Raw genomic sequence first — 25966 nt, 5'->3', positions numbered from 1 at the left:
CGGCAAGCCGTCGCCATCGCGATGCATCGTTGCCTTCCCCCTCAATCCGCCACCGTCTTGTCCGGATAACGGCAGATATCGCGGATCACGCATTGCGGGCAATCCGGCTTGCGCGCTTTGCAGACATAGCGGCCATGCAGGATCAGCCAGTGGTGGGCGTCGTGCAGGAATTCGGCCGGGACCGTCTTCAGCAGTCCATCCTCGACTTCGCGCACGTTCTTGCCCGGCGCCAGGCCGGTCCGGTTGGCGACGCGGAAGATATGGGTGTCCACCGCCATGGTCGGTTCGCCGAACGCGGTGTTCAGCACCACGTTGGCGGTCTTGCGGCCGACGCCGGGCAGGGCTTCCAGCGCTTCGCGCGAGCGCGGTACCTCGCCACCATACTGCTCGACCAGGATCCGGCAGGTGGCGATCACGTTCTTCGCCTTGGCGTTGTACAGGCCAATCGTCGAGATGTACTTCTTCAGCCCCTCCTCGCCGAGGGCCAGGATCTTTTCCGCGGTGTTGGCGACCGGGAACAGGCGCCGGGTGGCCTTGTTGACGCCCACGTCGGTGGCCTGCGCGGACAGGGTCACCGCCACCAGCAGCTCGAACGGGGTCTTGTATTCCAGTTCGGTCGTGGGCTTGGGATTGAGTTCGCGCAGGCGCGAGAACAGTTCCTGCACCTCGGCCTTGCTCAGGGTGCGGCTGCGGCGTTTGCGGCGTTCTGTCATGCGTTCCAGGGGCTTGGTGTGCGGCGGCTAGGAACCGCTTTTTCCCGCCGCACGCGCCTTGGCGCGCGCCAGGATGGCGGCGGCGGAAGGGGGAAGTGACGGGCGGGGTGCCTGCGGCGCCGCCGGTGCCGGCATGCGCCGGGCATCGCGTTCGGCGGCACGCCGGAGCAGCCGCGCCTGGCGCGCGCGATGGCGCTCGCGCGCCTCCCATGCCGTGCGCAGCCGGCGCTGGGCATCCCAGATGGGTGCCAGCCGGGTGACGCACGCGCAGTCCGCGGAGCAGGGCGCGATGTCCATCAGTCCGGCGTCGATGGCGGCATCCAGGTCGTCCCGCGCCAGCAACGCCAGCAGGCTTTCCCCGCGCGCGGCCTGCCGGCAGATGGAGGAAGATGCCTCGCCCATGAAGGTTTCAGCGGCCGGCGAACTGCGGCTTGCGGCGTTCCAGGAACGCGCGCGTGCCTTCGCGCATGTCCTCGGTCGAGAACATCAGGCCGAACTGCGCCGATTCGTACTGCAGGCCTTCCTCGATCGCGCATTCGCCACCGACGTGGATGACGTCCAGGTTGCCGCGCAGCGCCAGCGGCGCGGCCTGCGCCAACTGTTCGGCCCATTGCGTGGTTTCGGCTTCCAGCGTGTCGGCGGCGACCACCTTGTTGACGATGCCCAACTGGTACGCGCGTTCGGCGTTGATGGGCGCGCCCAGCAGGCACAGTTCCAGCGTGGCCGCGCGGCCGGCCAGGCGCAGCAGCCGCTGGCTGCCGCCAAAACCGGGGATCAGGCCGAGATTGATTTCGGGCTGCCCGACCTTGGCGTTGTCCGAGGCGATGCGCAGGTGGCAGGCCATCGCCAGTTCCAGGCCGCCGCCCAGGGCGAACCCGTTGATCATCGCGATCACCGGCTTGGGCAGGGTTTCGATGCGCCGCATCAGGCGTTGGCCGCGCAGGGAGAAGTCGCGCCCCTCGACCGCGCTCAGGGCGGACATCTCGGCGATGTCCGCGCCTGCCACGAACGCCTTGGGGCCGGCGCCGGTCAGGACCACCACCCGTACCGCCGGGTCCGCCGCCGCCGCTTCGAAGGCCACGAGCAGGGCGTCCAGGGTGGCCGCGTTGAGCGCGTTCAGTTTGTCCGGGCGGTTGACGGTGATGCGCCGGATGGCGCCCTGGTCGGTGACGGAAACGGGGGTGTCGGACATGCGCGGGAATCCCGGTAAATTCGTGAATTTTAAGTGAAATTGAACTCTTGGGCCGCCCCGTCGGTCGTAGCCGGCGGTTGTCAGTGGCGGTTAAGCGCCCTGGCCGCTATCCTAGCGCGTCCATTCGAGGCGGTACGTCCGCCCTGTACCACCACCCTGGAGAAATCGTTGATGAAGTTGCGTTCGTTAGTGGTCGCTGTCGCGGCATTCGCCATGGCCGGTAGCGCCCTGGCTCAGGACACCACGTCCGAGAAAGGCAAGTTGAGCTATTACTTCGGCTACGACTACGGCAACAACCTGGCGGAACTGACCGGTCGCGGCGAGCAGCTCGACATCAACACCGTCATCAAGGGCCTCCAGGATGCGTATGCCAAGAAGCAGCCGGCGCTGACCGCCGATCAGCTCAAGCCCGCGCTGGAAGCGTTCCAGAAGCGCGAGCAGCAGCGTGCCCAGCAGGCCAAGGCCGAGTACGACAAGGTCGCCGCGGAAAACAAGACCAAGAGCGATCAGTTCCTGGCCCAGAACAAGGCCAAGCAGGGCGTGCAGTCGCTGCCCAGCGGCGTGCAGTACCGCGTGATCGAAGCCGGCGCCGGCGCCAAGCCGACCCAGGCCAGCACGGTCAGCCTGGAAGTCGCCGGTCCGTATCCGTTCGGCCAGAAGCCGGCCGAGGCGCGTCCCGCCCAGCAGATGCCGAACGTGAAGGTCAGCGAGATCGAAATGCAGGCCATGCGCGAAGTGCTGCTGCAGATGCCGTCGGGCGCCAAGTGGGAAGTCGCGCTGCCGCCGGACAAGGCCTACGGCGCGGATCCGCGCACGGGCTTCCCGCCGAACGTGGCGGTGGTTTTCGAAATCAAGCTGCTCAGCACCAAGTAATTCCAGCAGTCGATTTTTCCCAGCAGTCCCGCTACGCCGGCCCCAGGCCGGCGTAGTGCGTTTTGCGCGGCACGGGCGCGGTTTTCGCGCTAGGCTGCGCAGGTATGAAGGTTCATGAATTCCGCTTTTCGCGCCGTGCTTAGCCCGTGCATCGGCGTCTGTACCCTGGGTGACGACGGGCTGTGCGAAGGCTGTCTGCGCACGACCGCCGAGATCGCCCGCTGGTCCCGAATGAACGATGACGAACGCCTGCGTCTGATGGAAACGGTGCTGCCCGCGCGCGAGCAGGGCAAGCTGCCGTTCGAGCAGCGCCTGCCCGAGGCCGCGCGCCTGCATCACGTGCTGCATCCGCTGGACCACATACCCACCGCGCGCGGCTGGAACCACGAGGAACTGCTGGACCTGTTGCCGCCGGGCGAACCGGCGGAAGCCGCGGTACTGGCCGGCCTGGTGCCGCGCCCGCAGGGCACGCAGGTGATCCTGACCAAGCGGACCGATGGCCTGCGCCACCATGCCGGGCAGGTGAGCTTTCCCGGGGGCCGCATCGAGGCGGCAGACGCGGGCGTGGTTGCCGCCGCGCTGCGCGAGACCTGGGAGGAACTGGCCATTCCCGCCAGCCAGATCGCGCCGCTGGGTTTCCTGGATCCCTTCACGACGATCAGCGGTTTCCGGGTGGTGCCGGTGGTCGCGGTGATCGATCCGGCCTACGTCGCCACCCCGGAACCTGGCGAGGTGGCGGACGTGTTCGAAGTACCGCTCGATTACCTGATGGCGCCGGCCAACCTGCGTCGGGTGGAAGTGGACTATCGCGGCCGTCGCCGTGCGGTGCTTGAGTACGGTTGGCCCGGCCAGCGCATCTGGGGCGCCACCGCCGCGATCCTGTACAACCTGAGGCAACGACTGGAGGGCGCGTGATGCACTGGACGACGCTGGTGGACGTGGATGCGTTGGCAGCGGCGCTGGACGATCCCGGCCTGCGGATCGTCGACGCGCGCTTTGCCCTGATGGATCCCGGCGCCGGTCGAACGGCGTACGCGGAGTCGCATCTGCCAGGCGCGGTGCATGCCGATCTCAACGAAGATCTGTCCGATCTGTCGCGTTCCGGCCTGGGCCGGCATCCGCTGCCGGAAGATGCCGCTTTTGCCCGACGCCTCGGCGAGTGGGGCATCGGGCCCCAACATCAGGTCGTGGTGTACGACGCCGGTGACGGCAGCATGGCCGCCGCACGGCTGTGGTGGATGCTGAGGCTGCTGGGCCACCGTCAGGTGGCGGTGCTCGATGGCGGCCTCGCCGCGTGGCGCGCGCGCGGCTTGCCGGAGACCGCGGAACCACCCCGGATCAACGCCCTCCCGGCGTATCCCGCCGGATTCGATGCGCGGCTCATCGCCGACGCCGACGAAGTGCGCCGGCGCCTCGACGAGGACAGCGGCTGGTTGTTCGATGCCCGCGCGCCCGAGCGTTTCCGTGGCGAGGTCGAGCCCATCGATCCGGTGGCCGGCCACGTGCCCGGCGCGCTCAATCGTCCTTTCGGCGCCAACCTGCGCGACGGCAAGTTCAAACCCGCCGCGGAACTGCATGCCGAACTGGCGCCGATGCTGGCCGGAAGGCGGCCGGATGATCTGGTGCTCATGTGTGGTTCCGGCGTGACCGCCTGCCACCTGCTGCTGGCGTTCGAACACGCCGGCCTGTCGGGCGCGCGCGTTTACGCGGGTTCCTGGAGCGGCTGGATCACCGATCCGGCGCGTCCGGTCGAACGCGGCGCGCGCTGACGCCGCTGTCGGCATCAGTCCGGCGTCATCGTTCCCTCCGAAGTCGCGTTCACCGTCATCGCCCTGTAACCGGACGCGGTCACTCTGCCGCGCTTCACAGGGGGATGATCGATGCTGCACCGTTTGCCGCGCGTCGCACTGGCGATGTGCCTGTTGTTGCCGGCCTGTCTGCCGGCGTCCGCGCAGGATGATGGCTCCGCCGAGCGTCTGCGCATCCATGGCTCCAATACGCTGGGCGACGCGCTGGTCCCGGCGATGGTCGAATCCTGGCTGCATCACATCGGCTATACCGGAATCCGCCGCAAGGCCGTATCCGCGCAGCAGACCGAGATCCGCGCGACCCGCGACGGGATGCCGCTGATCGTGGAAATCGGCAAGCGCGGCTCGGCGGCGGGGTTCAGCGATCTGGTCGAGGGGAACGCCGAGATCGCGATGCTGGCGCGCGCGCCGGACGCGGCGGAACGCGAGGCCGCCTGGCAATTGGGGGACCTCGAATCGCCGGATCAGGAATTCGTCGTCGCCGTCGACGGCCTGGCGGTGGTGGTCAATGAGCGGAATCCGGTCCGCCGCCTGTCGGTGGCGCAGTTGCGCGAGCTGGTCACCGGTCGCATCGGCGACTGGTCCGGGCTCGGGGGACGCAACGCGCCGATCCACCTGCATCTGGCGCGCGCGCCCAGCGGCAACCGCGATTTCCTGCGCGAGCGTGTGCTGGGGGCGGCGCCGGCGGCCGCGAACGCGCAGACGCATGCGACCCTGGCGCAGGCCGCGCGCGCGGTCGCGGCGGATCCGGATGCGGTCGCGGTGGTCGGGGTGGCCAGCGCGATCCCGCGCGGCACCCGCACGCTCGCCATCGCCGATGGCGGCCTGGCCATCCTGCCGACCCGGATCAACGTGATGAGCGAGGACTATCCGCTGGTGCGGCGCTACCGGCTCTACGGGGGGCCGCTGATGTCGGCGCTGGGCCGCAGCTTCGCCCAGTACAGCGTCGGCCGCGAAGCGCAGCAGGCGGTGGAACGGGCGGGATTCCTGGCGATGACGCTGCGTCCGGCAAGCCAGCCGCGCGCGCCGGATGCCGCACAACCCTACGGGCAGGCGGTGGCCGGCACCGAGCGCCTGCCGCTGAGCCTGCGCTTCAACGCGGCGTCGCTGACCACGTTCTTCGACAGCCGGGGTGCGAATGATCTGGAACGCCTGATCGCCTACATGCGGCTGCCGCAGAACCAGGGACGCCAGGTCACGGTGGTGGGCTTCTCGCACGACGACGGCAGCAACCGCCTGATCGCCACCGTGCGCAGCAACCAGCATGCCGACACGGTGGCCGACCATCTGGTCAAGCAGGGCATTCCGGTGCAGCGATCCATCGGCATGGGCGCCACCCGCGCACTGGGCGGCGGCGCCGACGCCGGCACGCGTTATCGAAACGAGCGCGTGGAAGTGTGGGTGAGATGAGCCAACCGATGACCCCGGCTCAACCGGGCCGGGTCGGCTCGCTCGCCTCGATGCCCACCACGGTGTGCCAGCGACGGATGCGCCATCGCGTGACGATACCGTTGCGGACATAGGGATCGGCGGCAACGAACGCTTCCACCGGCGCGGACGAGTCGCAGCGGAACACCATCACCGCCATGTCCAGTGGATCGTCGACCGCGCCGCCCAACTGCATTTCCCCGCGCGCCTGGGATTCCCAGGCCAGGCGCAAATGTTCGTCTCGGAACTGCCCGCGCCGCTGTGCATAGTCGGGCGCATAGTCGTAACAGAGCAGGACATGCATGGACGCCTCGCGCGGCGTTACTTCTTCAGCTTGTCCACCAGCGCCTTCAGCGCGGTCTGGGTGTCGGGCGCGTCCCAGGCGTCGATGAAGCGGTCCAACTGGATGAATTCCGGTGACATCGCTTCCACCACGTCGCGGCGGGCGATGGCACGGGTCTGCAGCATCGGGTGGTGGGGCAGGCGCAGCAGGTTCTCCAGCCAGGCCAGCGCACGCGCATCGACCTGCTCCTGATCGGCCAGTTCGTCCACCAGCCCCAGTTCCAGCGCACGCTCGGCCGGCACCATCTCGCCGGCCACCAGCAGGCGTTCGGCGCGATGCGGGCCGACCAGTCGCCGCATCAGCCGCTGGATGCCTTCCGGCGCGACCAGGCCGACCTGGGTTTCGTTGAGGCCGATGCCGAAGGGACGCGCGGGATCCACGCTGCGGGCCATCACCCGGTAGTCGCAGCACAGCGCCAGCACGCAGCCGCCCGCGGGCGCGTGACCGCCGATGGCCGCCACCACCGGCACCCGCGAATCGGCCAGCGCGCGCGCCGCGCCGAAGAACGCCTGCCAGGCGTCCATCAGCGCGTGCCGGTTCTCGCCCAGCGACAGCAGGTAGGGCACATCCATGCCGGCGGAGAAGATCTTCGGGTTGCCGGCCAGCACGATGCCGCGCACGCCATCGCCCACGGCGGTATCGACCGCGTGGATCAGGGCGCGGCACAGTTCGGTGTTGAGGGCGTTGACCGGCGGACGCGCCAGCCGGATCTCGCGGACGCTGCCATGGTCCCGGGTTTCAATCAACGAGGACATTCATCTGCTCCAAGGGCGTGTGGGCCTATGATAGGCGCATGAATCGCCGCCTTGTATCCGCTCTCGTCCCCGTCGCGCTGCTGGCCGGCAGCGTCTCCGCCCATGCCGCCGAGTGCCTGCCCACGGCCCGCCAGGCGTGGATACGGCTGCCGCCATCGCCGGCCATGCCGATGATGGCCGGCTTTCTCCGCATCGATAACACTTGCGCCAAGGCGGTGGAAGTCGCCGGCGCCGACAGCCTGGCCTTCGCCGAGGTGTCGCTGCATGAATCGCGGCAGGTCGATGGCGTCAACAAGATGCGCGAACTGGAAACCCTGCCGGTCGCCGCCGGCAAATCGGTCGAGTTCAGGCCCGGTGGCCTGCACCTGATGCTGTACAAGCCCTACGCCCCGGTGAAGGAAGGCGACAAGCCGGTGATCACGCTCAAGCTGAAGGACGGCCGCAGCCTGCCGGTGACCTTCGAGGTGCGCAAGACGGCGCCGTAGCCTGTCCGTTTCGATGCCAAGGGCAGCTTGATTGTGGGAGCGACGTCAGTCGCGATGCTTTCCGATCCGGCAAAGAGCATTCGCGACTGACGTCGCTCCCACAGAGACGAACCTGACGTCGTCAAACGGACGCGTTGCGCACGGCGTCCGGCAGCGGCGCGCTCTTGCCTGTGTGGGTATCCATCCACACCACCACGACGTTGCCGTCGCAGTACAGCACGCCGTTCTGGTCGACGATGCGATGACCGATGGTGACGCTGCTGGTGCCCAGCCGATCCACGTACAGTTCTACCAGGATGTCGTTCGGCCAGGTCAACGGACGGCGGTAGTTGATGTTGTTGGCGGCGACCACGGGCGCGATGCGGTCGGTCATCGAGACGCCCGGAATGTCGAGGATCCAGCGTACGCGCGCTTCTTCCAGATAGGACACGTACTTGGCGTTGTTGACGTGACCCATGCTGTCCATGTCGCGCCAGCGCACGCTGATCGGAATCGCCGCCAGCATCTTGCGGTCGGGGGAACTCTCGGGCGTCGAGGTCATTTGGCTTTCACCGCTTTCTTTTTCTTCTCGGACTTGCGCGGCGGCAGCACGTCGGGCTTGGCGACCGCGGCCGGCTTGCTGGCCTTGGGTGCCTTGCTGGCCGGCAGCAGCTTGGCCAGGAATCGGCCGGTATGCGAATCCGGATGCGCGGCGATGTCTTCCGGCGTGCCGCTGGCGAGGATGCGTCCCCCGCGATGGCCGCCCTCCGGACCCAGATCCACCACCCAGTCGGCGGTCTTGATCACGTCCAGGTTGTGCTCGATGACGACGATGGTGTTGCCCTCGTCGCGCAGCTTGTGCAGCACCGCCAGCAGGTGTTCGATGTCGTGGAAGTGCAGGCCGGTGGTCGGCTCGTCCAGGATGTACAGGGTACGGCCGGTATCGCGGCGCGACAGTTCCTTGGACAGCTTGACGCGCTGCGCCTCGCCGCCGGACAGCGTGGTCGCGCTCTGGCCCAGCTTGATGTAGCTCAGGCCCACGTCCATCAATGTTTCCAGCTTGCGGGCGATCGCCGGCACTGGCTCGAACAGCTTCAATGCGTCCTCGACGGTCATCTCCAGCACGTCGTTGATGTTGAAGCCCTTGTAGAGAATCTCCAGCGTTTCGCGGTTGTAGCGCTTGCCGTGGCAGACGTCGCAGGGCACGTACACGTCCGGCAGGAAGTGCATCTCGACCTTGATCAGGCCGTCGCCCTGGCAGGCTTCGCAGCGGCCGCCGCGCACGTTGAAGCTGAAGCGGCCCGGCGAATAGCCGCGTGCACGCGCTTCCGGCACCTGCGCGTACAGTTCGCGCAGCGGCGTGAACAGGCCGGTGTAGGTGGCCGGGTTGGAGCGCGGGGTGCGGCCGATCGGCGACTGGTCGATGTCGACCACCTTGTCGAACAGGTCCAGGCCGACCACGTCGCGGTACGGCGCCGGCTTGTGCGAGGCGCCGTTGATTTCATTGGCGGCCAGCGCGTACAGGGTGTCGTTGATCAGGGTGGACTTGCCGGAACCGGACACGCCGGTAACGCAGGTGAACAGGCCCGAGGCGATGTCCAGGTCCACGTCCTTCAGGTTGTTCCCGCTGGCGCCCCGCAGATGCAGCATCATCTTCGGGTTGGCCTTGTGGCGCGCCTTGGGCACCTCGATGCTGCGCTTGCCGGACAGGTACTGGCCGGTCAGCGAGCGCGGTGCCTTGAGGATGTCCTGCAGGCTGCCTTCGCCGACGATCTCGCCGCCATGCACGCCCGCGCCGGGACCGATATCCAGCACGTAGTCGGCCGCGCGGATGGCGTCCTCGTCGTGTTCCACCACGATCACGGTGTTGCCGAGATCGCGCAGGCGGGTGAGGGTGCCGAGCAGACGTTCGTTGTCGCGCTGGTGCAGGCCGATGCTGGGTTCGTCCAGCACGTACATCACGCCGACCAGGCCGGCGCCGATCTGCGAGGCCAGGCGGATGCGCTGCGCCTCGCCGCCGGACAGGGTATCGGCCTTGCGTTCCAGGGTCAGGTAGTCCAGGCCGACATCGACCAGGAAGCCCAGCCGCTCGCCGATTTCCTTGACGATCTTGGCCGCGATCTCGCCGCGCCAGCCGGGCAGGGCCAGGCCGCGGAAGAACGACAGCGCCTCGTCCACCGGCATCACCACCAGCGCCGGCAGCGGCCGATCGGCGACGAACACGTTGCGCGCGGCCTTGTTCAGGCGGGCGCCGCCGCAGTCGGGGCAGGGCTGCTCGCTGATGTACTTGGCCAGTTCCTCGCGCACCGCCGGTGATTCGGTCTCGCGGTAGCGGCGCTCCAGGTTCGGCACGATGCCCTCGAAGCGATGCTTGCGCTGGGTGCGCCCGCCCGATTCGGTGAGATAGGTGAAGGTGATGACTTCCTCGCCGCTGCCGTACAGCACCGCCTGGCGGGCCTTCTCCGACAACGACTGCCACGGCGCATCCACGTCGAAGCGATAGTGCTTGGCGAGCGAGGCGATCAGCTGGAAATAGTAGGCGTTGCGGCGGTCCCAGCCGCGCACCGCGCCGGCGGCCAGCGACAGTTCCGGATGCACCACCACCCGCGCCGGATCGAAGAACTGGGCCACGCCCAGGCCATCGCAGGTCGGGCAGGCGCCGACCGGCGAGTTGAACGAGAACAGGCGCGGTTCCAGTTCCGGCAGCGAGTAGTCGCAGACCGGGCAGGAGTACTTGGACGAGAACAGCAGCGGATCGGTTTCCGGCTTGTCCAGCGACATCACCGAAGCCATGCCGTCGCCGAGCTTCAGCGCGGTTTCGAAGCTCTCGGCCAGGCGCTGCTTGATGTCATCGCGCGGCCGGAAGCGGTCGATGACCGCCTCGATGGTGTGCTTCTGGCGCAGCGCCAGCGGCGGTACCGCGTCGATTTCATGCAACTGGCCGTCCACCCGCACGCGCACGAAACCCTGCGCGCGCAGCTGGTCGAACACCTGCGCATGCTCGCCCTTGCGCTCGCGGATGACCGGCGCCAGCAGCATGTAGCGCTGCTCGCCGTCCAGGCCCAAGACCTGGTCGACCATCTGGCTGACCGTCTGCGCCTCCAGCGGGTAGCCGTGGTCCGGGCAGCGCGGGGTGCCGACGCGGGCGTACAGCAGGCGCAGGTAGTCGTAGATCTCGGTGATGGTGCCGACCGTCGAGCGCGGGTTGTGCGAGGTCGACTTCTGCTCGATGGAGATCGCCGGCGACAGGCCCTCGATGTGGTCCACGTCCGGCTTTTCCATCACCGACAGGAACTGCCGGGCGTAGGCGGACAGCGACTCGACGTAGCGGCGCTGGCCTTCGGCGTAGATGGTGTCGAACGCCAGCGAGGACTTGCCCGAGCCGGACAGCCCGGTGATGACAATCAGCTTGTCCCGGGGCAGGTCGAGGTCGATGTTCTTGAGGTTGTGGGTGCGTGCGCCGCGGATGCGGATGCTGTCCATGCCGTGGGGTGGCCTGTTCAGAAGGGAGGGAAGGGCTCCGGATCCGCCGGCGCGACCGGTCGCGCCAGCGAATCGCCCAGCGTAGCGATTCCGGTATTTGGGGGCAAATCGCCGCCAGCAAAGACCCGGCAGCGGACGCCGAGGGCGCCCGCTGCGCTCCCGTTCACGCCGTTGCCGGCCCGGCTGGCGGGCCCTTCCGGGCAGTGGAACCCGGTGGCGTCTCAGGGCCTGCGACCCGGGCACGCCGGGCCACGGAGCCACCGGGCGGGCGGGAAGGGGGGTGACTTGACCCTAAGCTGCTGAAAGCCCTACAATTCCGCTTCTGACCGCCCTCGATGGTGGTCGGGTTCAAGAGAATAACTACAGAAGAGGATTCACCAATGTACGCAGTTCTGGTCACTGGCGGTAAGCAATACCGCGTGATGAAGGGCGAGACTCTGCGCGTCGAGAAGCTCGATGCGGAAGCCGGTAAGGAAGTCACGTTCGACAACATCCTGATGCTGGGCGACGGCGAAAGCGTCACCCTGGGCGACGCGCTGAAGAGCGCGAGCGTCTCGGCCAAGATCGTCGGCCACGGCCGCGCCGACAAGGTCCGCATCATCAAGTTCCGCCGCCGCAAGCACCACATGAAGCGCCAGGGTCACCGGCAGCATTACACCGAAATCGAAATCACCGGCATCAACAAGTAAGGAGAATCAGTCATGGCACATAAAAAGGGCGTAGGCTCATCGCGCAACGGCCGCGACTCCAATCCGAAGATGCTGGGCGTGAAGGTCTATGGTGGCCAGGCGATCGACGCCGGCAACATCATCGTCCGTCAGCGTGGCACCCAGTTCCATCCGGGTTCGGGCGTCGGCCTGGGTCGCGATCACACCCTGTTCGCGCTGGTCGATGGCAAGGTCGAGTTCTCGATCAAGGGCCCGAAGAAGCGCCGCACCGTCAGCGTGGTCACGGAAGCCTGAGGCTCCGCGCACACGTAGCGAAGGGCCCCGCCGCGTGCGGGGCTTTTCGTTTCAGGGCCGGGATTGGGGATGGGTGATTCGGGATTCGCGAAAGGCGGATTCCGCGCCGGTTCCCTTCCTGGTCCATCCGGAGAAGCAGCCTTGCTTGTCCGAATCTCCAATCCCGAATCCCCAATCCCATGAAACTCGTAGACGAAGCGGAAATCCAGGTCATCGCCGGCAACGGCGGCAACGGTTGCATCGGCTTCCGGCGCGAGAAGTTCATCCCGCTGGGCGGGCCGGACGGTGGCGACGGCGGTAGCGGTGGCAGCGTCTGGCTGGTTGCCGACGAGAACCTCAACACCCTGGTGGATTTTCGCCACGAGAAGAACTTCCGCGCCCAGCGCGGCGAGAACGGCATGGGTCGGCAGATGTACGGCAAGGCCGGCGAGGATCTGACCATCACCGTGCCGGTCGGCACCGTCATCACCAACGTCGAGACCGACGAGGTCATCGGTGACCTGACCCGCCACGGGGATCGCCTGCTGGTGGCCAAGGGTGGCAAGGGCGGCCTGGGCAACATGCATTTCAAGAGTTCGGTGACCCGCGCTCCGCGCAAGGCCACGCCGGGCGAAGAGGGCGAGCAGCGCCTGCTGAAGCTGGAGTTGAAGCTGCTGGCCGACGTCGGCCTGCTGGGCTTTCCCAACGCCGGCAAGAGCACCTTCATCCGCGCGGTCTCGGCGGCCACGCCGAAGGTCGCCGACTATCCGTTCACCACCCTCTATCCGAACCTGGGCGTGGTCAGCGTCGAGGCGCACCGCAGCTTCGTCATCGCCGACATTCCCGGTTTGATCGAGGGTGCCGCCGACGGCGCCGGCCTGGGTGCGCAGTTCCTGCGCCACCTGCAGCGCACCCGCCTGCTGCTGCACCTGGTGGACATGGCGCCGATGGAAGGCGGGGTGGAAGGCATCGCCCCGGCCGAACAGGTCCGTGCCATCGAGCAGGAACTGATGAAGCATGATCCGGAGCTGCTGGAGAAGCCGCGCTGGCTGGTGCTCAACAAGGCCGACCTCATGTTCGAGGACGAGGCCCGCGAGCGCGCCGAGCAGATTGTGGCCGAGCTGGACTGGATGCATCCCTGGTACCAGATTTCCGCGATTTCGCGCGAGGGCACCTGGCCGATCATGCAGGACGTGATGGCGTTCTTCGATCGCCAACGCGAAGAGGCCGAAGAGGCCCGGAATGCCGGCTGAGCCAGCACCTCCTCGACACCGCGCTTCGCCCTTTCCCCCGCATGCGGGGGAAGGCCGGAATGGGGGCAAGCCGGAACCCGTGGCAGGCGTGCAGCCAACCACATTTCGAGTGAGGGAAGCTCGGAATGCTCGCAGGTTTTCGTCCGCGCGAAGCGAGCTGACTCCGTTCCGCCCCCACCCCAGCCCTCCCCCGCACGCGGGGGAGGGAGCAGATTCTTCCGGCGCAACCGTCAGCATGAAAAAGCCCGGAATGCGGGCTGAGGCAGCGCCTCCCCGACACCGCGCCTTGCCCCTTCCCCCGCACGCGGGGGAAGGCCGGGATGGGGGCAAGCCGGAACCCGTGGCAGGCGTGCAGCCAACCACATTTCGAGTGAGGAAGGCTCGGGGCGCTCGCAGGATTTCGTCCGCGCGAAGCGAGCCGACTCCGTTCCGCCCCCACCCCAACCCTCCCCCGCAAGCGGGGGAGGGGGCTGGATTCCGGGCAACAAAAAACCCGGCCGGAGCCGGGTTTTTTTGCTTTCCCGTGGACGCCTGGTCAGGCGGCCTGGAGCGCCTTGATGCGGGCGGTCAGGCGGCTCTTGTGGCGGGCAGCCTTGTTCTTGTGGATCAGGCCGCGCGAGCTGTAGCGATCCAGGATCGGCTGGGCGACGGCGAAAGCGGCCTGCGCGCCGGCGGCGTCGTTGGCGTCAAGCGCCTTGAGCACTTTCTTGACGGCGGTGCGCAGCATGGAGCGCTGGGCAGAGTTGCGCGCATTGCGCACGACGGTCTGCTTGGCGCGCTTCTTGGCGGACTTGATATTGGCCACGATGGGTTCCTGAAAGCTGGGATAATGGGGTTACGGGAAAATAGACAAAAAAGTATGGACTATTCAGCAGCTTGCGTCAACCTGGGTCAATCGGCAGGGGAGGCCGCCCGATGAGCGGCAACCGGCTCCTGCGCTCCAGCGCCATTTTCAGCGCCATGACCTTCCTGTCCCGCCTGTCAGGGCTCGTTCGGGACCAGGTCTACGCCTATGTTTTCGGCGCCACCGCCGCCATGGACGTGTTCTTTGTTGCGTTCAGGATTCCCAATTTCATGCGCCGGCTTTCGGCCGAAGGCTCGTTCTCGATGGCCTTCGTGCCGGTCCTGGCCGAGTACAAGGAAAAGCACAGCCCGGAAGAGGTCAGGGAACTGATTGACCGGGTCACCGGCACCCTGACCGCCGCGTTGCTGGTGGTGACCGCGGTGGTGTTCCTGTTCGCTCCCCAGCTGGCCTTCATGATCGCGTCCAAGTACACGGGCGCGCACCACGACATGCTGACCGAGATGCTGCGCATTACCTTCCCGTATGCGCTGTTCATCTCGCTGGCCTCGTTGGTGGGCAGCATCCTCAACAGTTACCAGCGCTTCGCGATTCCGGCGCTGTCGCCGATCCTGCTGAACCTGTCGATGATCGCGGCGGCGTTCTGGCTGGCGCCGTTGATGGGCGGTTCGGTGATGGCGCTGGCCTGGGGCGTGTTCATCGCCGGCATCCTGCAACTGGTCTTCCAGTTGCCCGCGCTGGCGAAGCTGGGCCTGCTGCCGCGCCCGAAGCTGGGTCTGGCCCATGCGGGCGTGCGCAAGATCATGACGCTGATGGTGCCGACCCTGTTCGGCTCCTCCGTGGTGCAGTTCAACCTGCTGTTCAACACCTGGGTGGCGGCGTTCCTGCTGAGCGGCAGCGTCAGTTGGTTGTACTACAGCGATCGCCTGTTGGAGTTCCCGCTGGGCATGTTCGGCGTGGCCATCGGCACGGTGATCCTGCCGCATCTCTCCAGCCGCCACGCGGCGACCGATCCGGAGGGCTTCTCCAAGGGCCTGGATTGGGGCTTCCGGCTGTGCCTGATGATCGGCGTACCGGCTTGCATCGGTCTGATCGTCTGCGCCGGCCCGCTGATGGCGACGCTGTTCCAGTACAACAAATTCACCGCTTTCCATGCCCAGATGAGCACCTGGAGCCTGATGGCGCAGTCCACCGCGGTGCCGGCGTTCCTGCTGGTCAAGGTGCTGGCGCCGGCCTTCTACTCGCGCCAGGACACCCGTACGCCGGTGAAGTCGGCGGTGGTGTCGGTAGTGGTGAACGCGATCGCGACGATCCTGCTGTTCGCCGGCCTGCTGCAGTTCACCGACATCGGCCAGGCCGCCCTGGCCAAGGCCGACGGCCAGTACCTGGACGCGCTGGCGCATATCCCGGGCGCGCACGCCTTGCTGGCGCTGGCCATCGCCATCGCCGGCTGGACCAACGCGGTGCAGCTGGCGTGGTACCTGTGCCGGGCCGGGGTCTACCGGCGCCAGCCGGGCTGGGGCCGGTTCCTGCGCCAGATCGGCCTGGCCTCGCTGGCGATGACCGTGGTCCTGCTGGCGCTGCGCTGGGTCTGGCCCGACTGGTCCCACTGGGCCTGGTGGGAACGTGGCTGGCGGCTGGCGGTACTGGTGGGCAGTGGTGGAGCCCTGTATGGCGCGCTGCTGTGGCTGCAGGGCATCCGTCCGCGCGATCTGCGAGGGCATTGAGACCGGACAGGGCGGCTATACTTCGGGATTCGCGCGTTTCGCGCCGGCCTGCCCGCAATGGCGGCCATCCAACCAGGAATCTATGAGCAGGCTGTTTCGTGACGTCGACGGTGGACCGCTGGGTCCCCGGGGAAGCGTGGTCTGCATCGGCGCTTTCGACGGCCTGCATGGCGGTCACCGGGCGCTGGTGCGCCACACGGCCGCGCGCGCGCGCGCAATGGGCGTGGACGCGGTCGCGTTGACCTTCGAACCGCTGCCGCGCGAGTTCTTCGCCCGCGAGAATCCGCCGCCGCGCCTGACTTTGGCCCGCGCCAAGGTCGAAGGCCTGCGCGAACTGGGTGCTGATACGGTCGGCCTGCTGCGCTTCGACGCGGCGATGGCGGCGATGAGCGCGGAGGATTTCGTCCGCCGGATGCTGGTGGAACGGTTGTCCGCGCGCGAAGTCTGGATTGGTCCCGAGTTCCGCTTCGGCCACCGGCGCGGCGGTGATCTGGCGCTGTTGCAGGCGATGGGTGCCGAGCTCGGCTTCACCGCCAACGAGATCGAAGCGGTGCAGTCGCAGGGCGAGCGCATTTCCAGCACCCGCATCCGCGAAGCGCTGAAGCAGGGCGACTTCGCCGATGCCGCGCGCCTGCTCGGCCGGCCGTACGCGATTGGCGGGCGGGTGGTGCGCGGGCAGCAGCTCGGCCGCACGCTCGGTTTTCCGACCGCCAACCTGCGCTTTCCGAAGACGCCCGCGCTGTCGGGCATCTACGCGACCTGGGTGCATGGTGTGGCGGAACAACCATGGGCTTCCGTGTCCAGTTTCGGCACCCGTCCCACCGTGGACGGCGTGGAGCCGCTGCTGGAAGCGCACCTGTTCGATTTCGCAGGCGACCTGTACGGGCGCCACATCGAAGTCGAATTCGTCGCCAAGCTGCGCGATGAACTGAAATTCCCCGATCTGCCCAGCCTGACCGAGCAGATGCACCGCGACGCCGAACAGGCGCGCGCCCTTCTTTCAAACGACAACCAACGAGCAACGGCGTGAGCCAGGACTACAAAGCCACCCTCCACCTGCCGGCGACGGATTTCCCGATGCGTGGCGATCTGCCCAAGCGCGAGCCGGACACCCTGGCGCGCTGGGAAGCCGACGGCCTGTACGCGCAGCTGCGCGCCAACGCCAAGGGCCGCCCGCTGTTCGTGCTTCACGACGGCCCGCCGTACGCCAACGGCGCGATCCACCTGGGCCACGCGGTCAACAAGATCCTCAAGGACATCATCGTCAAGTCGAAGTACCTGGCCGGCTTCGACGCGCCGTACATCCCGGGTTGGGACTGCCATGGCCTGCCGATCGAAATCGCCATCGAGAAGAAATACGGCAAGGTCGGCGTCAAGCTGGACGCGGTCGAGTTCCGGCAGAAGTGCCGCGAGTACGCCGAATCGCAGATCGATCTGCAGCGCAAGGACTTCAAGCGGCTAGGCGTGATCGGCGACTGGGACAACCCGTACAAGACCCTGGATTTCCGCTTCGAGGCCAACGAGATCCGCGCGCTGGCCAAGATCGTCGCCAACGGTCACCTGACCCGCGGCGTGAAGCCGGTGCACTGGTGCTTCGATTGCGGCTCGGCGCTGGCCGAGGCGGAAATCGAATACCAGGAGAAGGACTCGCCTGCCATCGACGTCGCCTACACCGTGCGCGACCGCAAGGCGCTGGCGGCGGCGTTCGGCATCGAGGTTCCCGACGATGTGGAAGTGGCGGTGCCGATCTGGACCACCACGCCGTGGACGCTGCCGGCTTCGCTGGCGGTCTCGCTGGGGCCGGATCTGGAATACGCGCTGGTCGAGGGACCGGCCCACCACGGCAAGCGTCGCTGGCTGGTGCTGGCCGACGCGCTGGCCGCGCGCGCGCTGCAACGCTACGGCGTGAATGAAGCGGTGGTGCACGCACGTACCGCCGGTTCGTCGCTGGAGGGCGTGGTGCTGTCGCATCCGTTCTATGCCGAGCGCGAGATTCCGGTGCTGCTGGGCGATCATGTGTCGGCCGAGGACGGCACCGGCGCCGTGCACACCGCGCCCGGCCATGGCCAGGAAGACTTCGTGGTTGGCCAGCGCTATGGCCTGATCGACAAATACACCACTGGCCAGCTCAATCCGGTCGACGGTCGCGGCGTGTACCTGCCGTCCACGCCGCCGGCAGGCGAAACCGCGCTGGCCGGGCTGCATATCTGGAAGGCCAACGAGGCGCTGGTCGAGGTGCTGCGCGACAGCGGCGCCTTGCTGGCGTTCGCCAAGCTGACCCACAGCTACCCGCATTGCTGGCGGCACAAGACGCCGATCGCGTTCCGCGCCACCCCGCAATGGTTCATCTCGATGGAGCAGGCGCACCTGCGCCGCGACGCGCTGGCCGCGATCAAGCAGGTCGGCTGGTTCCCGCAGTGGGGCGAAGCGCGCATCGCCGGCATGGTCGACGGCCGCCCGGACTGGACCATCTCGCGCCAGCGCACCTGGGGCGTGCCGATCGCGCTGTTCGTGCACCGCGAGACCGGCGAGCCGCATCCGCGCAGCGTCGAATTGATGCAGGCGGTGGCCGATCGGGTGGAGCAGGGCGGCGTCGATGTCTGGTACACCCTGGACATGGCCGAACTGCTGGGCGACGAGGCCGGCGACTACGAGAAGATCACCGACATCCTCGATGTCTGGTTCGACTCCGGCGTGACCCATGAAGGCGTGCTGCTGGAACGCGGCCTGGGCAAGCCGGCGGACCTGTACCTGGAAGGCTCGGACCAGCACCGCGGCTGGTTCCAGTCCTCGCTGCTCACCGGCGTGGCCATCGACAAGCATGCGCCGTACCGGCAGTGCCTGACCCACGGCTTCACCGTGGACGAACACGGCCGCAAGATGTCCAAGTCGCTCGGCAACGGCATCGAGCCGCAGGACATCATGAAGAACCTGGGCGCGGACATCCTGCGCCTGTGGATCGCCTCGGCCGACTACAGCAACGAGATGTCGCTGTCGCAGGAAATCCTCAAGCGCAACGCCGACGCGTACCGCCGCCTGCGCAACACCGCGCGCTTCCTGCTGGGCAACCTGCACGGCTTCGATCCGGCGCGCGACCTGCGTCCGCTGGAGGACATGGTCGCGCTGGATCGCTGGATCGTGCACCGTGCCTGGGAAGTGCAGGAGAAGATCAAGGCCGCCTACGATCGCTACGACTTCGCCGAGATCGTGCAGGCGCTGCTGAATTTCTGCAGCGTGGATCTGGGCTCGCTGTACCTGGACGTCACCAAGGACCGCCTGTACACGATGCGCGAGGACTCGCGCGGCCGTCGTTCGGCGCAGAGCGCGATGTACCGCATCGCCGAGGCGTTCGTGCGCTGGATCGCGCCGGTGCTCAGCTTCACCGCCGACGAGATGTGGGGCTACCTGCCCGGCGAGCGCACCGGCAACGTGCTGTTCGCCACCTGGTACGACGGGCTGGCGCCGCTGCCGGCGGACGCCACCCTGACGGCGGCCGATTTTGACCAGTTGCTGGCCCTGCGCGAACAGGTCGCCAAGGTGCTTGAGCCGATGCGCGCCAACGGCCAGATCGGCGCGGCGCTGGAAGCGGAGATCGCGGTGTCGGTGAACGCCGCGCTGGCCGCCAAGTGGCAGCCGCTGGCCGAGGAACTGCGCTTCTTCCTCATCAGCGGCGACGTCAGCGTCGGCGCGGTGGAGGCGGACGAGGTGTTCGTGCTGGCCCAGCCGACCGACAAGGCCAAGTGCGTGCGCTGCTGGCACCACCGCGCCGACATCGGCGCCAACCCGGCCCACCCGGAACTGTGCGGCCGCTGCGCCAGCAATGTCGACGGCCCCGGCGAAGACCGCCGCTGGTTCTGACCAAACCCCTTCCCCCGCCCAGCGGGGGAAGGTGGCGCTCAGCGCCGGATGGGGGCAGCGCGACGGTTCCGAAGTCCCCACCCGGAACCCCGGAACCGCCCACCCAAGCCCACAAGTCAGCCCCCCTCCAGCCACCCCTTCCCAGAATGCCTCCCCGATAGGCCCGGCTCGGCGCCTTCGGTCCTCCTTCCAAACACCCGGCGGAAGGGCATCAAGCGCCGTAACCGTGCCGCTTTACCCGGCATACTCACTTCTCCAGAACACACCCTCCAGAAACCGCGACCCGACCCATGAGCCAAACCGCCGTCAAACCCAACGCCCTGATCTGGCTGCTGCTCTCGGCTGTCATCATCGGCCTGGACCAGTGGACCAAGGCCTGGGTGCTGGCCTCGCTGCCCGAGTACACCGCCGTGCCGGTCATCGAAGGCTTCTGGAACTGGTTCCGCACCTACAACACCGGCGCGGCGTTCAGCTTCCTCAGCGGCGCCGGCGGCTGGCAGATCTGGTTCTTCACAGCGCTGGCGATCGGCATCTGCGGCCTGCTGACCTTCTGGCTGGGCCGCACCCCGCGCGGCGACTGGCGCCAGGCGCTGCCATACTCGCTGATCATCGGCGGCGCGCTGGGCAACGTGGTGGATCGCCTCATCCACGGCCACGTCATCGACTTCATCCAGTGGTACTGGCGCGACCATTACTGGCCGGCGTTCAACCTGGCCGATTCGGCGATCGTCGCCGGCGCCGTCGGCATCGCCCTGTTCGGCCTGTTCGACGGCAAGCGCAACAAGCCCGCCAAGGCTTGAGCCAGGGCCGGGTGAAGGGGATTCCGGGCCGGAAGCGCCGATTCACCGTTCCCGCCGCCGGCTCCGGTAAAATCGCCGGCATGGATGTCCTGCTCGCCAACCCCCGCGGCTTCTGCGCCGGCGTCGACCGCGCCATTGAAATCGTCAAGCGCGCCATCGAGACCCTCGGTGCGCCGATCTACGTGCGCCACGAAGTCGTGCACAACCGCTTCGTCGTCGATGACCTGCGCAACCGCGGCGCAGTGTTCGTGGAGGAGCTGGACGAAGTGCCGGACAACGCCACCGTCATCTTCAGCGCGCACGGCGTCTCGCAGGCGGTCCGAGCCGAAGCCGACCGCCGCGGCCTGAAGGTGTTCGATGCGACCTGCCCGCTGGTGACCAAGGTCCATCTGGAAGTGGCCCGCCATTGCCGTGCCGGCCGCGACGTGGTGCTGATCGGCCATGCTGGCCACCCCGAGGTGGAAGGCACGATGGGCCAGTGGAGCCGCGAGGGCAGCACCGGTCGCATCTATCTGGTCGAAGACATCGACGATGTCGCGCAACTGGAAGTCGGCCAGCCAGGCAACCTGTTCTACACCACCCAGACCACGCTGTCGGTGGACGACACCATCGGCATCATCCAGGCCCTGCAGGCGCGCTTCCCGGCCATCCAGGGCCCCAAGAACGACGACATCTGCTACGCCACCCAGAACCGCCAGGATGCGGTGCGCGATCTGGCCAAGCAATGCGATCTGGTGCTGGTGGTCGGCTCGCCGAACAGCTCCAACTCCAACCGCCTGCGCGAGCTGGCCGAGCGCGATGGCGTGGAGTCCTACCTGATCGACGGCGCCCACGAGATCAACCCGGCCTGGGTGCAGGGCAAGCAGCGCATCGGCGTGACCGCCGGCGCCTCCGCGCCGGACATCCTCATCGACGGCGTCATCCAGCGCCTGCGCGATCTGGGTGCCGCCAGCATCGGCGAACTCGACGGCGAACCGGAAAACATGGTCTTCGCCCTGCCGAAGGAATTGCGGCTGCAGCTGGTCAGCTGAGCGCGCCGCTCAGTTTTCCTGCGCGGTCGCTTCCGGTTCCTTCTGCCGCGCCCAAAATTCCACGACGATGGTCATTATTGTCCAGACCAGCAGGGTCGGCTGGATCTTGTCCGGGACCAGATCGGGCGCCCGCAGGAGAAAACCCATCACGTAAGGGAAAAGCAGCGCGTTGACGAGCCCGAAGATCGCGTAGCTCACCCGGTTACGGCTCGATGAAATGAACAGGATCGTGATGACGTTCCCGGCCAGGCAGAACAGCATGACGCCGAATTGCCACGCGTCCAGCTTTTCCGTGCCGGTCAGCACCAGCCCGAGCACCGCGCCGAAAAACATGTTCAATCCGTTGAGGTTGGCCTGATACTCGCCGGTCGACATGCGACCCAGGCCCAGCCTGCGCATCAGTGTGGGTTGCGTGCTCACGTATCGGTGTCCTTTTTCAGGTGGATGCCAGGCGCAGGATGACCGCGATTATGAAGTACGCGGCGAAGCCGATGGGCGGCGCCAGGAAGGCGCGGGTCAGGCCATTGGCGCTGCGGTAGCAGCGCAGCGCGGGATCGTCCCATCAGCCGATTGTTCCGCTTGCCCCCACCCCAACCCTCCCCCGCAGGCGGGGGAGGGGGCGTGCACATACTGCCGCAAGCTTTTACCCCTTCCCCCGCTTGCGGGGAAGGCTGGGATGGGTGAGGGGGCCGTACCGTGTTCCGCCGCGAGCTTTTTGCCCCTTCCCCCGCTCGCGGGGGAAGGCTGGGATGGGGGCGCTTTCAGCAAACGCTCCCATCGCTCGTAGTCGATGCATGTCCGCCAAGGCTCCCTTCGTCTGGAACCAGCATCAACAACGTCTGCCATCGGTAGAGCGTCCCGCACGGTTCCTGCCTTGGCCTGTCGCTTGTCTCGGGAGTCAGGTGAATGCGCTCATTGGCGACAAGATGAGTCATTCTGTTTCCATTGAATGGACAATTCGAGAAACAAGCGAATCCGGACTGCGAAGTTGATCTGAACGCGATGGATCCCGAGCGGAATTTTGGATCGTGTCAGATGTAATTCCACAAGAAAGCATTGCTTCCAACGCCGCATACAAGACCGCACCGATCATTTGACAACGTTGTCCGCAATGCGCCAGATTCGCCCCCTTCAACCATCACGAATCATCAAGAGAAGGGAAGGGAACAACATGGCGCGGAATCGTATCTTCGTCGTAAGCCTGCTTGCTGCATCGCTCGCCGTTGTCGGCTGCGATTCAAAAACCGAAACGGCCACGGAGCAGGCAAACGCACCTGCGGAAGCCAAGGCCGACGCGACTGCCGCAGCGCCCACCACGGCGCCGGTTTTCTTCGATGATTTCAGCTATCCGGATTTCGCCGCGTTCCAGAAAAATGGCTGGAAAGTCCGGACAGAAACCGGCCATCCCGGCATCAAGGGCGCGACCTGGTCGGGCGATGGCCTGACGTTCCATGCGGACATTCCGGAAACAGAAGGCGGCGCCGTCCGGATGAGCTCGATCACCAACGGCACTCCCGAGAAAACCCGCCAGACCCAGTTCTGCCATTCCCGCAAATACCGCGAAGGCACCTACGCCGCACGCATCTTCTTCCGCGATGAACCGAGCTACGGTCCGGACGGCGATGAAGTCATCCAGACCTTCTATGCCATCAGCCCGCTGAAGGCGCCGATGGACAAGGACTACAGCGAAACCGACTTCGAGTACCTGCCCAACGGCGGCTGGGGCGAAAACACCAAGCCGGCGATGTGGACCACCACTTGGGAAACCTTCCAGCTCGAACCCTGGACCAAGGTGAACGAGTTCTCCCGCAAGGAAGGCAGCTACGCCGGCTGGCGCACGCTGGTGCTCACCGTCGCCGACAACAAAGTCACCTACTACGTCGACGGCCAACTGTTCTCCGAGCACAGCAGCGCCGTGTACCCGGAGGACTTCATGTCGATCAACTTCAACCTGTGGTTCATGCCCAAGGGCGCGGACGGCTCGCTGGGCCCAGTCGACTCCCCGGAAATGCGCGAGTACCAGGAAGACATCGACTGGGTGTTCTTCCAGGAAGGCGTCGCCCTGTCCACCGCCGACGTGGAAGCCCAGGTCGCCGGCCTGCGCGGCAAGAAAGTGGCGCACATCGACAACGTGAAGGAACAGAACCCGGTGCTGCCGTCGCCTTGCGGGCTTTGAGTCGCACTGCCTGAAGGTGTTTGTCGCGGGGATGCCCCAGGCATCCCCGTAGTCTTCGTGCGTCGTGAATGCGTCGAGCCGAATGTCGGCTGTGGTCCGCTCACACGGACGGGCCTGGCGACGTCGGCACGGCCAAGCTGGGCCCGTACCAGAACCACGTCCCACCTCTCTGTCATCCGTTTCCCGTGGGCAACGGTGGGGGACGCCTCGGTACAGCGCGAACCGGGCCTCCATTCCCGTGCCGGTTCACGTGAACCAGCCAATTATCGGGAACACGCCTGGATATCAGAACTACTTCGCGCCCATCGATTTACAGCCAATGCTGGTCTTTGCGTTCCAAGTAGGTCCAGCCGATGGCTTCGTCGTCCATGAAGTGATGGTAGAGAAGGCAATCCCACGGCTTGATAAGACGCAGCTACAGGTGACGACAGGTAGGTCATCCAGGTATCGTTCTCGGGTCGGCTCGGAGGGGTAAGTGATGGCAGAAGAAGGAACTAGCTGGAGCGACCGCGAGCTTGCTGCAGCCGTGGTTGCTTATCGAAAGATGCAGGAGCTTGATGCAGCGGGAGTCTCATACAACAAGAGCAAAGTCTACAGAGACCTGGGGTCCAGGTTCGGGCGTGATGCCGGCGCGTTCGAGCGACGGATGCAGAACATTTCAGCTTTGTTGCGCGATATGGGGCAGCCATGGCTGAAGGGGCTCGCTCCTCTAACCAACGTTGGGCCTCGCGTTACTCCCAAGCTACTCAAGCTGCTTGAGCCAGGTGGTACGCCTCCTTACCACGCGAAGCTGCCTGCAATGAGATCTTGGCTGATCGAAGTTGCGCGCAACGCTGACGTGGCGACTTATGGTGCCCTGATGGCCGCTTTCTCCCTGGATCGATTCAATCTTCGAGCGGCGTTGGGCGCGCTTGGGCAGGAAGCACGTCATAGGGGAGAGCCGATTCTGACAGCACTAGTAGTCAATGCAGCTACCGGCCGTTGTTCTTCCGGACTTGAAAGAGAGTTTGGTGTGGCTGACGACGAAGCGGAGCGTCAGAAGCTATATCAGCATTGGCGTCGCAACCTAGAGACGTCGATGACTGACCTTGAACCAGTTGGGAACTCGTTGGAGCAGCGTGCAAGCAAGTTTGCGAGGCAGGCTGTGCGTCCAGAACAAGCGGTTTTCCGGAAGCGGGTCTATCTGGCAAACAATGGCATGTGCGCAGTCAGTGGGTGCAGTATTGGGCGCGCTCTTGATGCAGCTCATTTCAAGGGTAGGGATTGGCATAAAGGGCACAACAAAGCCAGCGATGGCCTTCTACTGCGGAAGGACCTGCATGCGCTCTACGACTCTGGGCTGCTGATGATCGACAAGGCGGGTGTCGTGTCATTGAAGGATGCCGCCCTGGACCACTATCCTGACTACGAAGGGAAGTTCATTGCTTGGGCGGAAAAGGCGAACGAATAGCCTGTGCGCCAAACGCTCCCAATGATGACTGGTGCGTCTCCGGCGCTTCTATGCTGTCAGCCTAGCGGTTGATCGGTGGGCCAGCCAGGTGGCGTCCCTCGCTGCTGTAGCCTTAAGTCGGCACCGGCTTAGGGGACGTCATCCGTGGCAGTCAGGGGCCTTGGTGGGGCACGGTATTTCTTGATCCGTAAGGGGATTAGGGCCGAGGCCAACTATAGGGGTGACGCATACACTATGCGCCGCTCTGCCGTATCATTCTGACAAGGATGATCCTCATCCAGTGTCTCCACGAAGCCTCAATGACAGCAGATTCAGTTAGCACCCGGTTCTGGTTCGAACATAAGACGGGGAAACGCCTTTATCCGTACAGGTTGAAAGATCAAGTCACCCGTCAGCTCAGGTTTCGTGTTGCTGAAAGCCGGTCTGGGAATAGCAGCGCGCGATTCGAAATTCAGCTAGACAATATTGAGGAGGTCTATCGATATGTTTTCGAGCTGGGCTATGTAGTTCGAATGAAAGCCATGGATGGGTCTTTAGCAGCACTCTACAGCGCGAAGGGTCACAGCATCATCAGTACATCCGAGACCTAGCAGGATGGGGCGAAGTTCCAACGCGGACTAAGGGCATGGAAGTCTTAGAACGGTGTTCGGAACGCTGCCCCGAGTGCGTCGAAGTGGAGGGCGGGGTAGGGGTACTCCATACAGGGCTTAGTCCTAGTCCCACCCATCCTAAGGTCGGGCTGCTTAGGGGGCGTGACTGGGAGGAGGCGCCAAGTTGGGGTCGGTTTTGCCCCGTCACCGGCGAGACGTACTACCCGTGCAACCCTCGAATTTGTGTAGGAAAAATCTGATTGACGACGGCACGGGCGC

General features: G+C 66.1%; 24 protein-coding genes. 15 read left to right on the top strand and 9 right to left on the bottom strand.

Annotation, left to right across the window (positions count from 1 at the left end):
• Positions 1–41 precede the first annotated feature (41 nt).
• The 3 genes from nth to FHW78_RS16365 are packed head-to-tail and all read right to left on the bottom strand — an operon-like array spanning position 42 to position 1905.
• Positions 42–713, bottom strand: coding sequence for an endonuclease III (gene nth, locus FHW78_RS16375; protein WP_183643059.1), 672 nt, complete (start codon positions 711–713; stop codon positions 42–44).
• Positions 714–740: 27 nt separating this feature from the next.
• The gene (locus FHW78_RS20210; RefSeq protein WP_183643056.1) at positions 741–1115 is read right to left on the bottom strand and encodes a hypothetical protein; all 375 of its coding nucleotides are present in this window, start codon (positions 1113–1115) and stop codon (positions 741–743) included.
• A gap of 7 nt (positions 1116–1122) precedes the next feature.
• Complete coding sequence (locus tag FHW78_RS16365) at positions 1123–1905, bottom strand: enoyl-CoA hydratase-related protein (RefSeq protein ID WP_183643053.1); 783 nt, start codon at positions 1903–1905, stop codon at positions 1123–1125.
• A gap of 171 nt (positions 1906–2076) precedes the next feature.
• Between FHW78_RS16365 and FHW78_RS16360 the strand changes: the two genes are divergently transcribed.
• The 4 genes from FHW78_RS16360 (at position 2077) to FHW78_RS16345 (ending at position 5996) form a co-directional block, all read left to right on the top strand.
• Positions 2077–2778 (top strand): FKBP-type peptidyl-prolyl cis-trans isomerase N-terminal domain-containing protein, encoded by a 702-nt coding sequence (locus FHW78_RS16360; protein ID WP_183643050.1) that lies wholly within the window; start codon positions 2077–2079, stop codon positions 2776–2778.
• Positions 2779–2892: 114 nt separating this feature from the next.
• Positions 2893–3693 (top strand): CoA pyrophosphatase, encoded by an 801-nt coding sequence (locus tag FHW78_RS16355; protein ID WP_183643047.1) that lies wholly within the window; start codon positions 2893–2895, stop codon positions 3691–3693.
• Positions 3693–4547, top strand: coding sequence for a sulfurtransferase (locus FHW78_RS16350; RefSeq protein ID WP_183644755.1), 855 nt, complete (start codon positions 3693–3695; stop codon positions 4545–4547). Before FHW78_RS16355 ends, FHW78_RS16350 begins: the two co-directional genes overlap by 1 nt.
• Before the next feature lie 111 nt (positions 4548–4658).
• Positions 4659–5996, top strand: coding sequence for a substrate-binding domain-containing protein (locus FHW78_RS16345; RefSeq protein WP_183643045.1), 1338 nt, complete (start codon positions 4659–4661; stop codon positions 5994–5996).
• 19 nt (positions 5997–6015) lie between these two features.
• Here FHW78_RS16345 and FHW78_RS16340 read toward each other — a convergent pair whose 3' ends face one another.
• Together FHW78_RS16340 and FHW78_RS16335 are read right to left on the bottom strand one after the other, a co-directional pair.
• Positions 6016–6318, bottom strand: coding sequence for a YciI-like protein (locus FHW78_RS16340; protein WP_183643042.1), 303 nt, complete (start codon positions 6316–6318; stop codon positions 6016–6018).
• A 17-nt stretch (positions 6319–6335) separates the two neighbouring features.
• Positions 6336–7112, bottom strand: coding sequence for an enoyl-CoA hydratase/isomerase family protein (locus FHW78_RS16335; protein ID WP_183643039.1), 777 nt, complete (start codon positions 7110–7112; stop codon positions 6336–6338).
• Positions 7113–7150: 38 nt separating this feature from the next.
• On the opposite strand from FHW78_RS16335, the gene FHW78_RS16330 reads away from it, so the two are divergent.
• Positions 7151–7597 (top strand): copper chaperone PCu(A)C, encoded by a 447-nt coding sequence (locus FHW78_RS16330; protein WP_183643036.1) that lies wholly within the window; start codon positions 7151–7153, stop codon positions 7595–7597.
• Positions 7598–7718: 121 nt separating this feature from the next.
• On the opposite strand, the gene FHW78_RS16325 is transcribed toward FHW78_RS16330, so the two are convergent.
• Together FHW78_RS16325 and uvrA are read right to left on the bottom strand one after the other, a co-directional pair.
• A complete protein-coding gene (locus FHW78_RS16325; RefSeq protein ID WP_183643033.1) occupies positions 7719–8138 on the bottom strand; it encodes a thioesterase family protein in 420 nt (139 codons plus the stop codon).
• Positions 8135–11059, bottom strand: a complete 2925-nt coding sequence (uvrA, locus tag FHW78_RS16320; protein WP_183643028.1) for an excinuclease ABC subunit UvrA — start codon at positions 11057–11059, stop codon at positions 8135–8137. Before uvrA ends, FHW78_RS16325 begins: the two co-directional genes overlap by 4 nt.
• A 380-nt stretch (positions 11060–11439) precedes the next feature.
• Here uvrA and rplU point away from each other — a divergent pair, with 380 nt between their 5' ends.
• The 3 genes from rplU (at position 11440) to obgE (ending at position 13253) form a co-directional block, all read left to right on the top strand.
• Entirely contained in the window at positions 11440–11748 is a 309-nt protein-coding gene (gene rplU, locus FHW78_RS16315; protein WP_141453509.1) for a 50S ribosomal protein L21, read from the top strand.
• A 12-nt stretch (positions 11749–11760) separates the two neighbouring features.
• Positions 11761–12021 (top strand): 50S ribosomal protein L27, encoded by a 261-nt coding sequence (rpmA, locus tag FHW78_RS16310; protein WP_183643025.1) that lies wholly within the window; start codon positions 11761–11763, stop codon positions 12019–12021.
• A gap of 179 nt (positions 12022–12200) precedes the next feature.
• A complete protein-coding gene (gene obgE / locus FHW78_RS16305; protein WP_141453507.1) occupies positions 12201–13253 on the top strand; it encodes a GTPase ObgE in 1053 nt (350 codons plus the stop codon).
• Positions 13254–13788: 535 nt separating this feature from the next.
• Here obgE and rpsT read toward each other — a convergent pair.
• Positions 13789–14058 carry a 30S ribosomal protein S20 gene (gene rpsT, locus FHW78_RS16300; protein ID WP_141453506.1) on the bottom strand — a complete coding sequence of 90 codons (270 nt, stop codon included), beginning with the start codon at positions 14056–14058 and terminating at the stop codon, positions 13789–13791.
• 110 nt (positions 14059–14168) lie between these two features.
• On the opposite strand from rpsT, the gene murJ reads away from it, so the two are divergent.
• The 5 genes from murJ (at position 14169) to ispH (ending at position 21471) form a co-directional block, all read left to right on the top strand.
• A complete protein-coding gene (gene murJ, locus FHW78_RS16295; RefSeq protein ID WP_183643022.1) occupies positions 14169–15782 on the top strand; it encodes a murein biosynthesis integral membrane protein MurJ in 1614 nt (537 codons plus the stop codon).
• 82 nt (positions 15783–15864) lie between these two features.
• A complete protein-coding gene (locus FHW78_RS16290; RefSeq protein ID WP_183643019.1) occupies positions 15865–16812 on the top strand; it encodes a bifunctional riboflavin kinase/FAD synthetase in 948 nt (315 codons plus the stop codon).
• On the top strand, positions 16809–19640 hold the full coding sequence (ileS, locus tag FHW78_RS16285; RefSeq protein WP_183643016.1) for an isoleucine--tRNA ligase: 2832 nt from the start codon (positions 16809–16811) through the stop codon (positions 19638–19640). Before FHW78_RS16290 ends, ileS begins: the two co-directional genes overlap by 4 nt.
• A gap of 290 nt (positions 19641–19930) precedes the next feature.
• Positions 19931–20440, top strand: coding sequence for a signal peptidase II (gene lspA / locus FHW78_RS16280; RefSeq protein WP_183643013.1), 510 nt, complete (start codon positions 19931–19933; stop codon positions 20438–20440).
• 80 nt (positions 20441–20520) lie between these two features.
• Positions 20521–21471, top strand: coding sequence for a 4-hydroxy-3-methylbut-2-enyl diphosphate reductase (ispH, locus tag FHW78_RS16275; RefSeq protein WP_183643010.1), 951 nt, complete (start codon positions 20521–20523; stop codon positions 21469–21471).
• 9 nt (positions 21472–21480) lie between these two features.
• Here the strand turns inward: ispH and FHW78_RS16270 are convergent, their stop codons facing one another.
• Entirely contained in the window at positions 21481–21891 is a 411-nt protein-coding gene (locus FHW78_RS16270; protein WP_343205576.1) for a hypothetical protein, read from the bottom strand.
• Between the two features lie 691 nt (positions 21892–22582).
• On the opposite strand from FHW78_RS16270, the gene FHW78_RS16265 reads away from it, so the two are divergent.
• Complete coding sequence (locus tag FHW78_RS16265) at positions 22583–23647, top strand: glycoside hydrolase family 16 protein (RefSeq protein WP_221189026.1); 1065 nt, start codon at positions 22583–22585, stop codon at positions 23645–23647.
• Positions 23648–24125: 478 nt separating this feature from the next.
• On the top strand, positions 24126–25097 hold the full coding sequence (locus tag FHW78_RS16260) for an HNH endonuclease signature motif containing protein (RefSeq protein ID WP_183643007.1): 972 nt from the start codon (positions 24126–24128) through the stop codon (positions 25095–25097).
• The last annotated feature ends 869 nt before the right edge of the window (positions 25098–25966 follow it).

The sequence above is a fragment of the Pseudoxanthomonas sp. OG2 genome, from assembly GCF_014192765.1.
Classification (GTDB): Bacteria; Pseudomonadota; Gammaproteobacteria; order Xanthomonadales; family Xanthomonadaceae; genus Pseudoxanthomonas_A; species Pseudoxanthomonas_A beigongshangi.
This window is presented reverse-complemented; position numbering and strand designations above follow the sequence as displayed.

Bases quoted from the DNA above. Each gene is read 5' to 3' on its own strand.
- nth (WP_183643059.1), bottom strand. From the start codon at position 713: ATGACAGAACGCCGCAAACGCCGCAGCCGCACCCTGAGCAAGGCCGAG.
- FHW78_RS20210 (WP_183643056.1), bottom strand. From the start codon at position 1,115: ATGGGCGAGGCATCTTCCTCCATCTGCCGGCAGGCCGCGCGCGGGGAA.
- FHW78_RS16365 (WP_183643053.1), bottom strand. From the start codon at position 1,905: ATGTCCGACACCCCCGTTTCCGTCACCGACCAGGGCGCCATCCGGCGC.
- FHW78_RS16360 (WP_183643050.1), top strand. From the start codon at position 2,077: ATGAAGTTGCGTTCGTTAGTGGTCGCTGTCGCGGCATTCGCCATGGCC.
- FHW78_RS16355 (WP_183643047.1), top strand. From the start codon at position 2,893: ATGAATTCCGCTTTTCGCGCCGTGCTTAGCCCGTGCATCGGCGTCTGT.
- FHW78_RS16350 (WP_183644755.1), top strand. From the start codon at position 3,693: ATGCACTGGACGACGCTGGTGGACGTGGATGCGTTGGCAGCGGCGCTG.
- FHW78_RS16345 (WP_183643045.1), top strand. From the start codon at position 4,659: ATGCTGCACCGTTTGCCGCGCGTCGCACTGGCGATGTGCCTGTTGTTG.
- FHW78_RS16340 (WP_183643042.1), bottom strand. From the start codon at position 6,318: ATGCATGTCCTGCTCTGTTACGACTATGCGCCCGACTATGCACAGCGG.
- FHW78_RS16335 (WP_183643039.1), bottom strand. From the start codon at position 7,112: ATGTCCTCGTTGATTGAAACCCGGGACCATGGCAGCGTCCGCGAGATC.
- FHW78_RS16330 (WP_183643036.1), top strand. From the start codon at position 7,151: ATGAATCGCCGCCTTGTATCCGCTCTCGTCCCCGTCGCGCTGCTGGCC.
- FHW78_RS16325 (WP_183643033.1), bottom strand. From the start codon at position 8,138: ATGACCTCGACGCCCGAGAGTTCCCCCGACCGCAAGATGCTGGCGGCG.
- uvrA (WP_183643028.1), bottom strand. From the start codon at position 11,059: ATGGACAGCATCCGCATCCGCGGCGCACGCACCCACAACCTCAAGAAC.
- rplU (WP_141453509.1), top strand. From the start codon at position 11,440: ATGTACGCAGTTCTGGTCACTGGCGGTAAGCAATACCGCGTGATGAAG.
- rpmA (WP_183643025.1), top strand. From the start codon at position 11,761: ATGGCACATAAAAAGGGCGTAGGCTCATCGCGCAACGGCCGCGACTCC.
- obgE (WP_141453507.1), top strand. From the start codon at position 12,201: ATGAAACTCGTAGACGAAGCGGAAATCCAGGTCATCGCCGGCAACGGC.
- murJ (WP_183643022.1), top strand. From the start codon at position 14,169: ATGAGCGGCAACCGGCTCCTGCGCTCCAGCGCCATTTTCAGCGCCATG.
- FHW78_RS16290 (WP_183643019.1), top strand. From the start codon at position 15,865: ATGAGCAGGCTGTTTCGTGACGTCGACGGTGGACCGCTGGGTCCCCGG.
- lspA (WP_183643013.1), top strand. From the start codon at position 19,931: ATGAGCCAAACCGCCGTCAAACCCAACGCCCTGATCTGGCTGCTGCTC.
- ispH (WP_183643010.1), top strand. From the start codon at position 20,521: ATGGATGTCCTGCTCGCCAACCCCCGCGGCTTCTGCGCCGGCGTCGAC.
- FHW78_RS16265 (WP_221189026.1), top strand. From the start codon at position 22,583: ATGCGCCAGATTCGCCCCCTTCAACCATCACGAATCATCAAGAGAAGG.
- FHW78_RS16260 (WP_183643007.1), top strand. From the start codon at position 24,126: ATGGCAGAAGAAGGAACTAGCTGGAGCGACCGCGAGCTTGCTGCAGCC.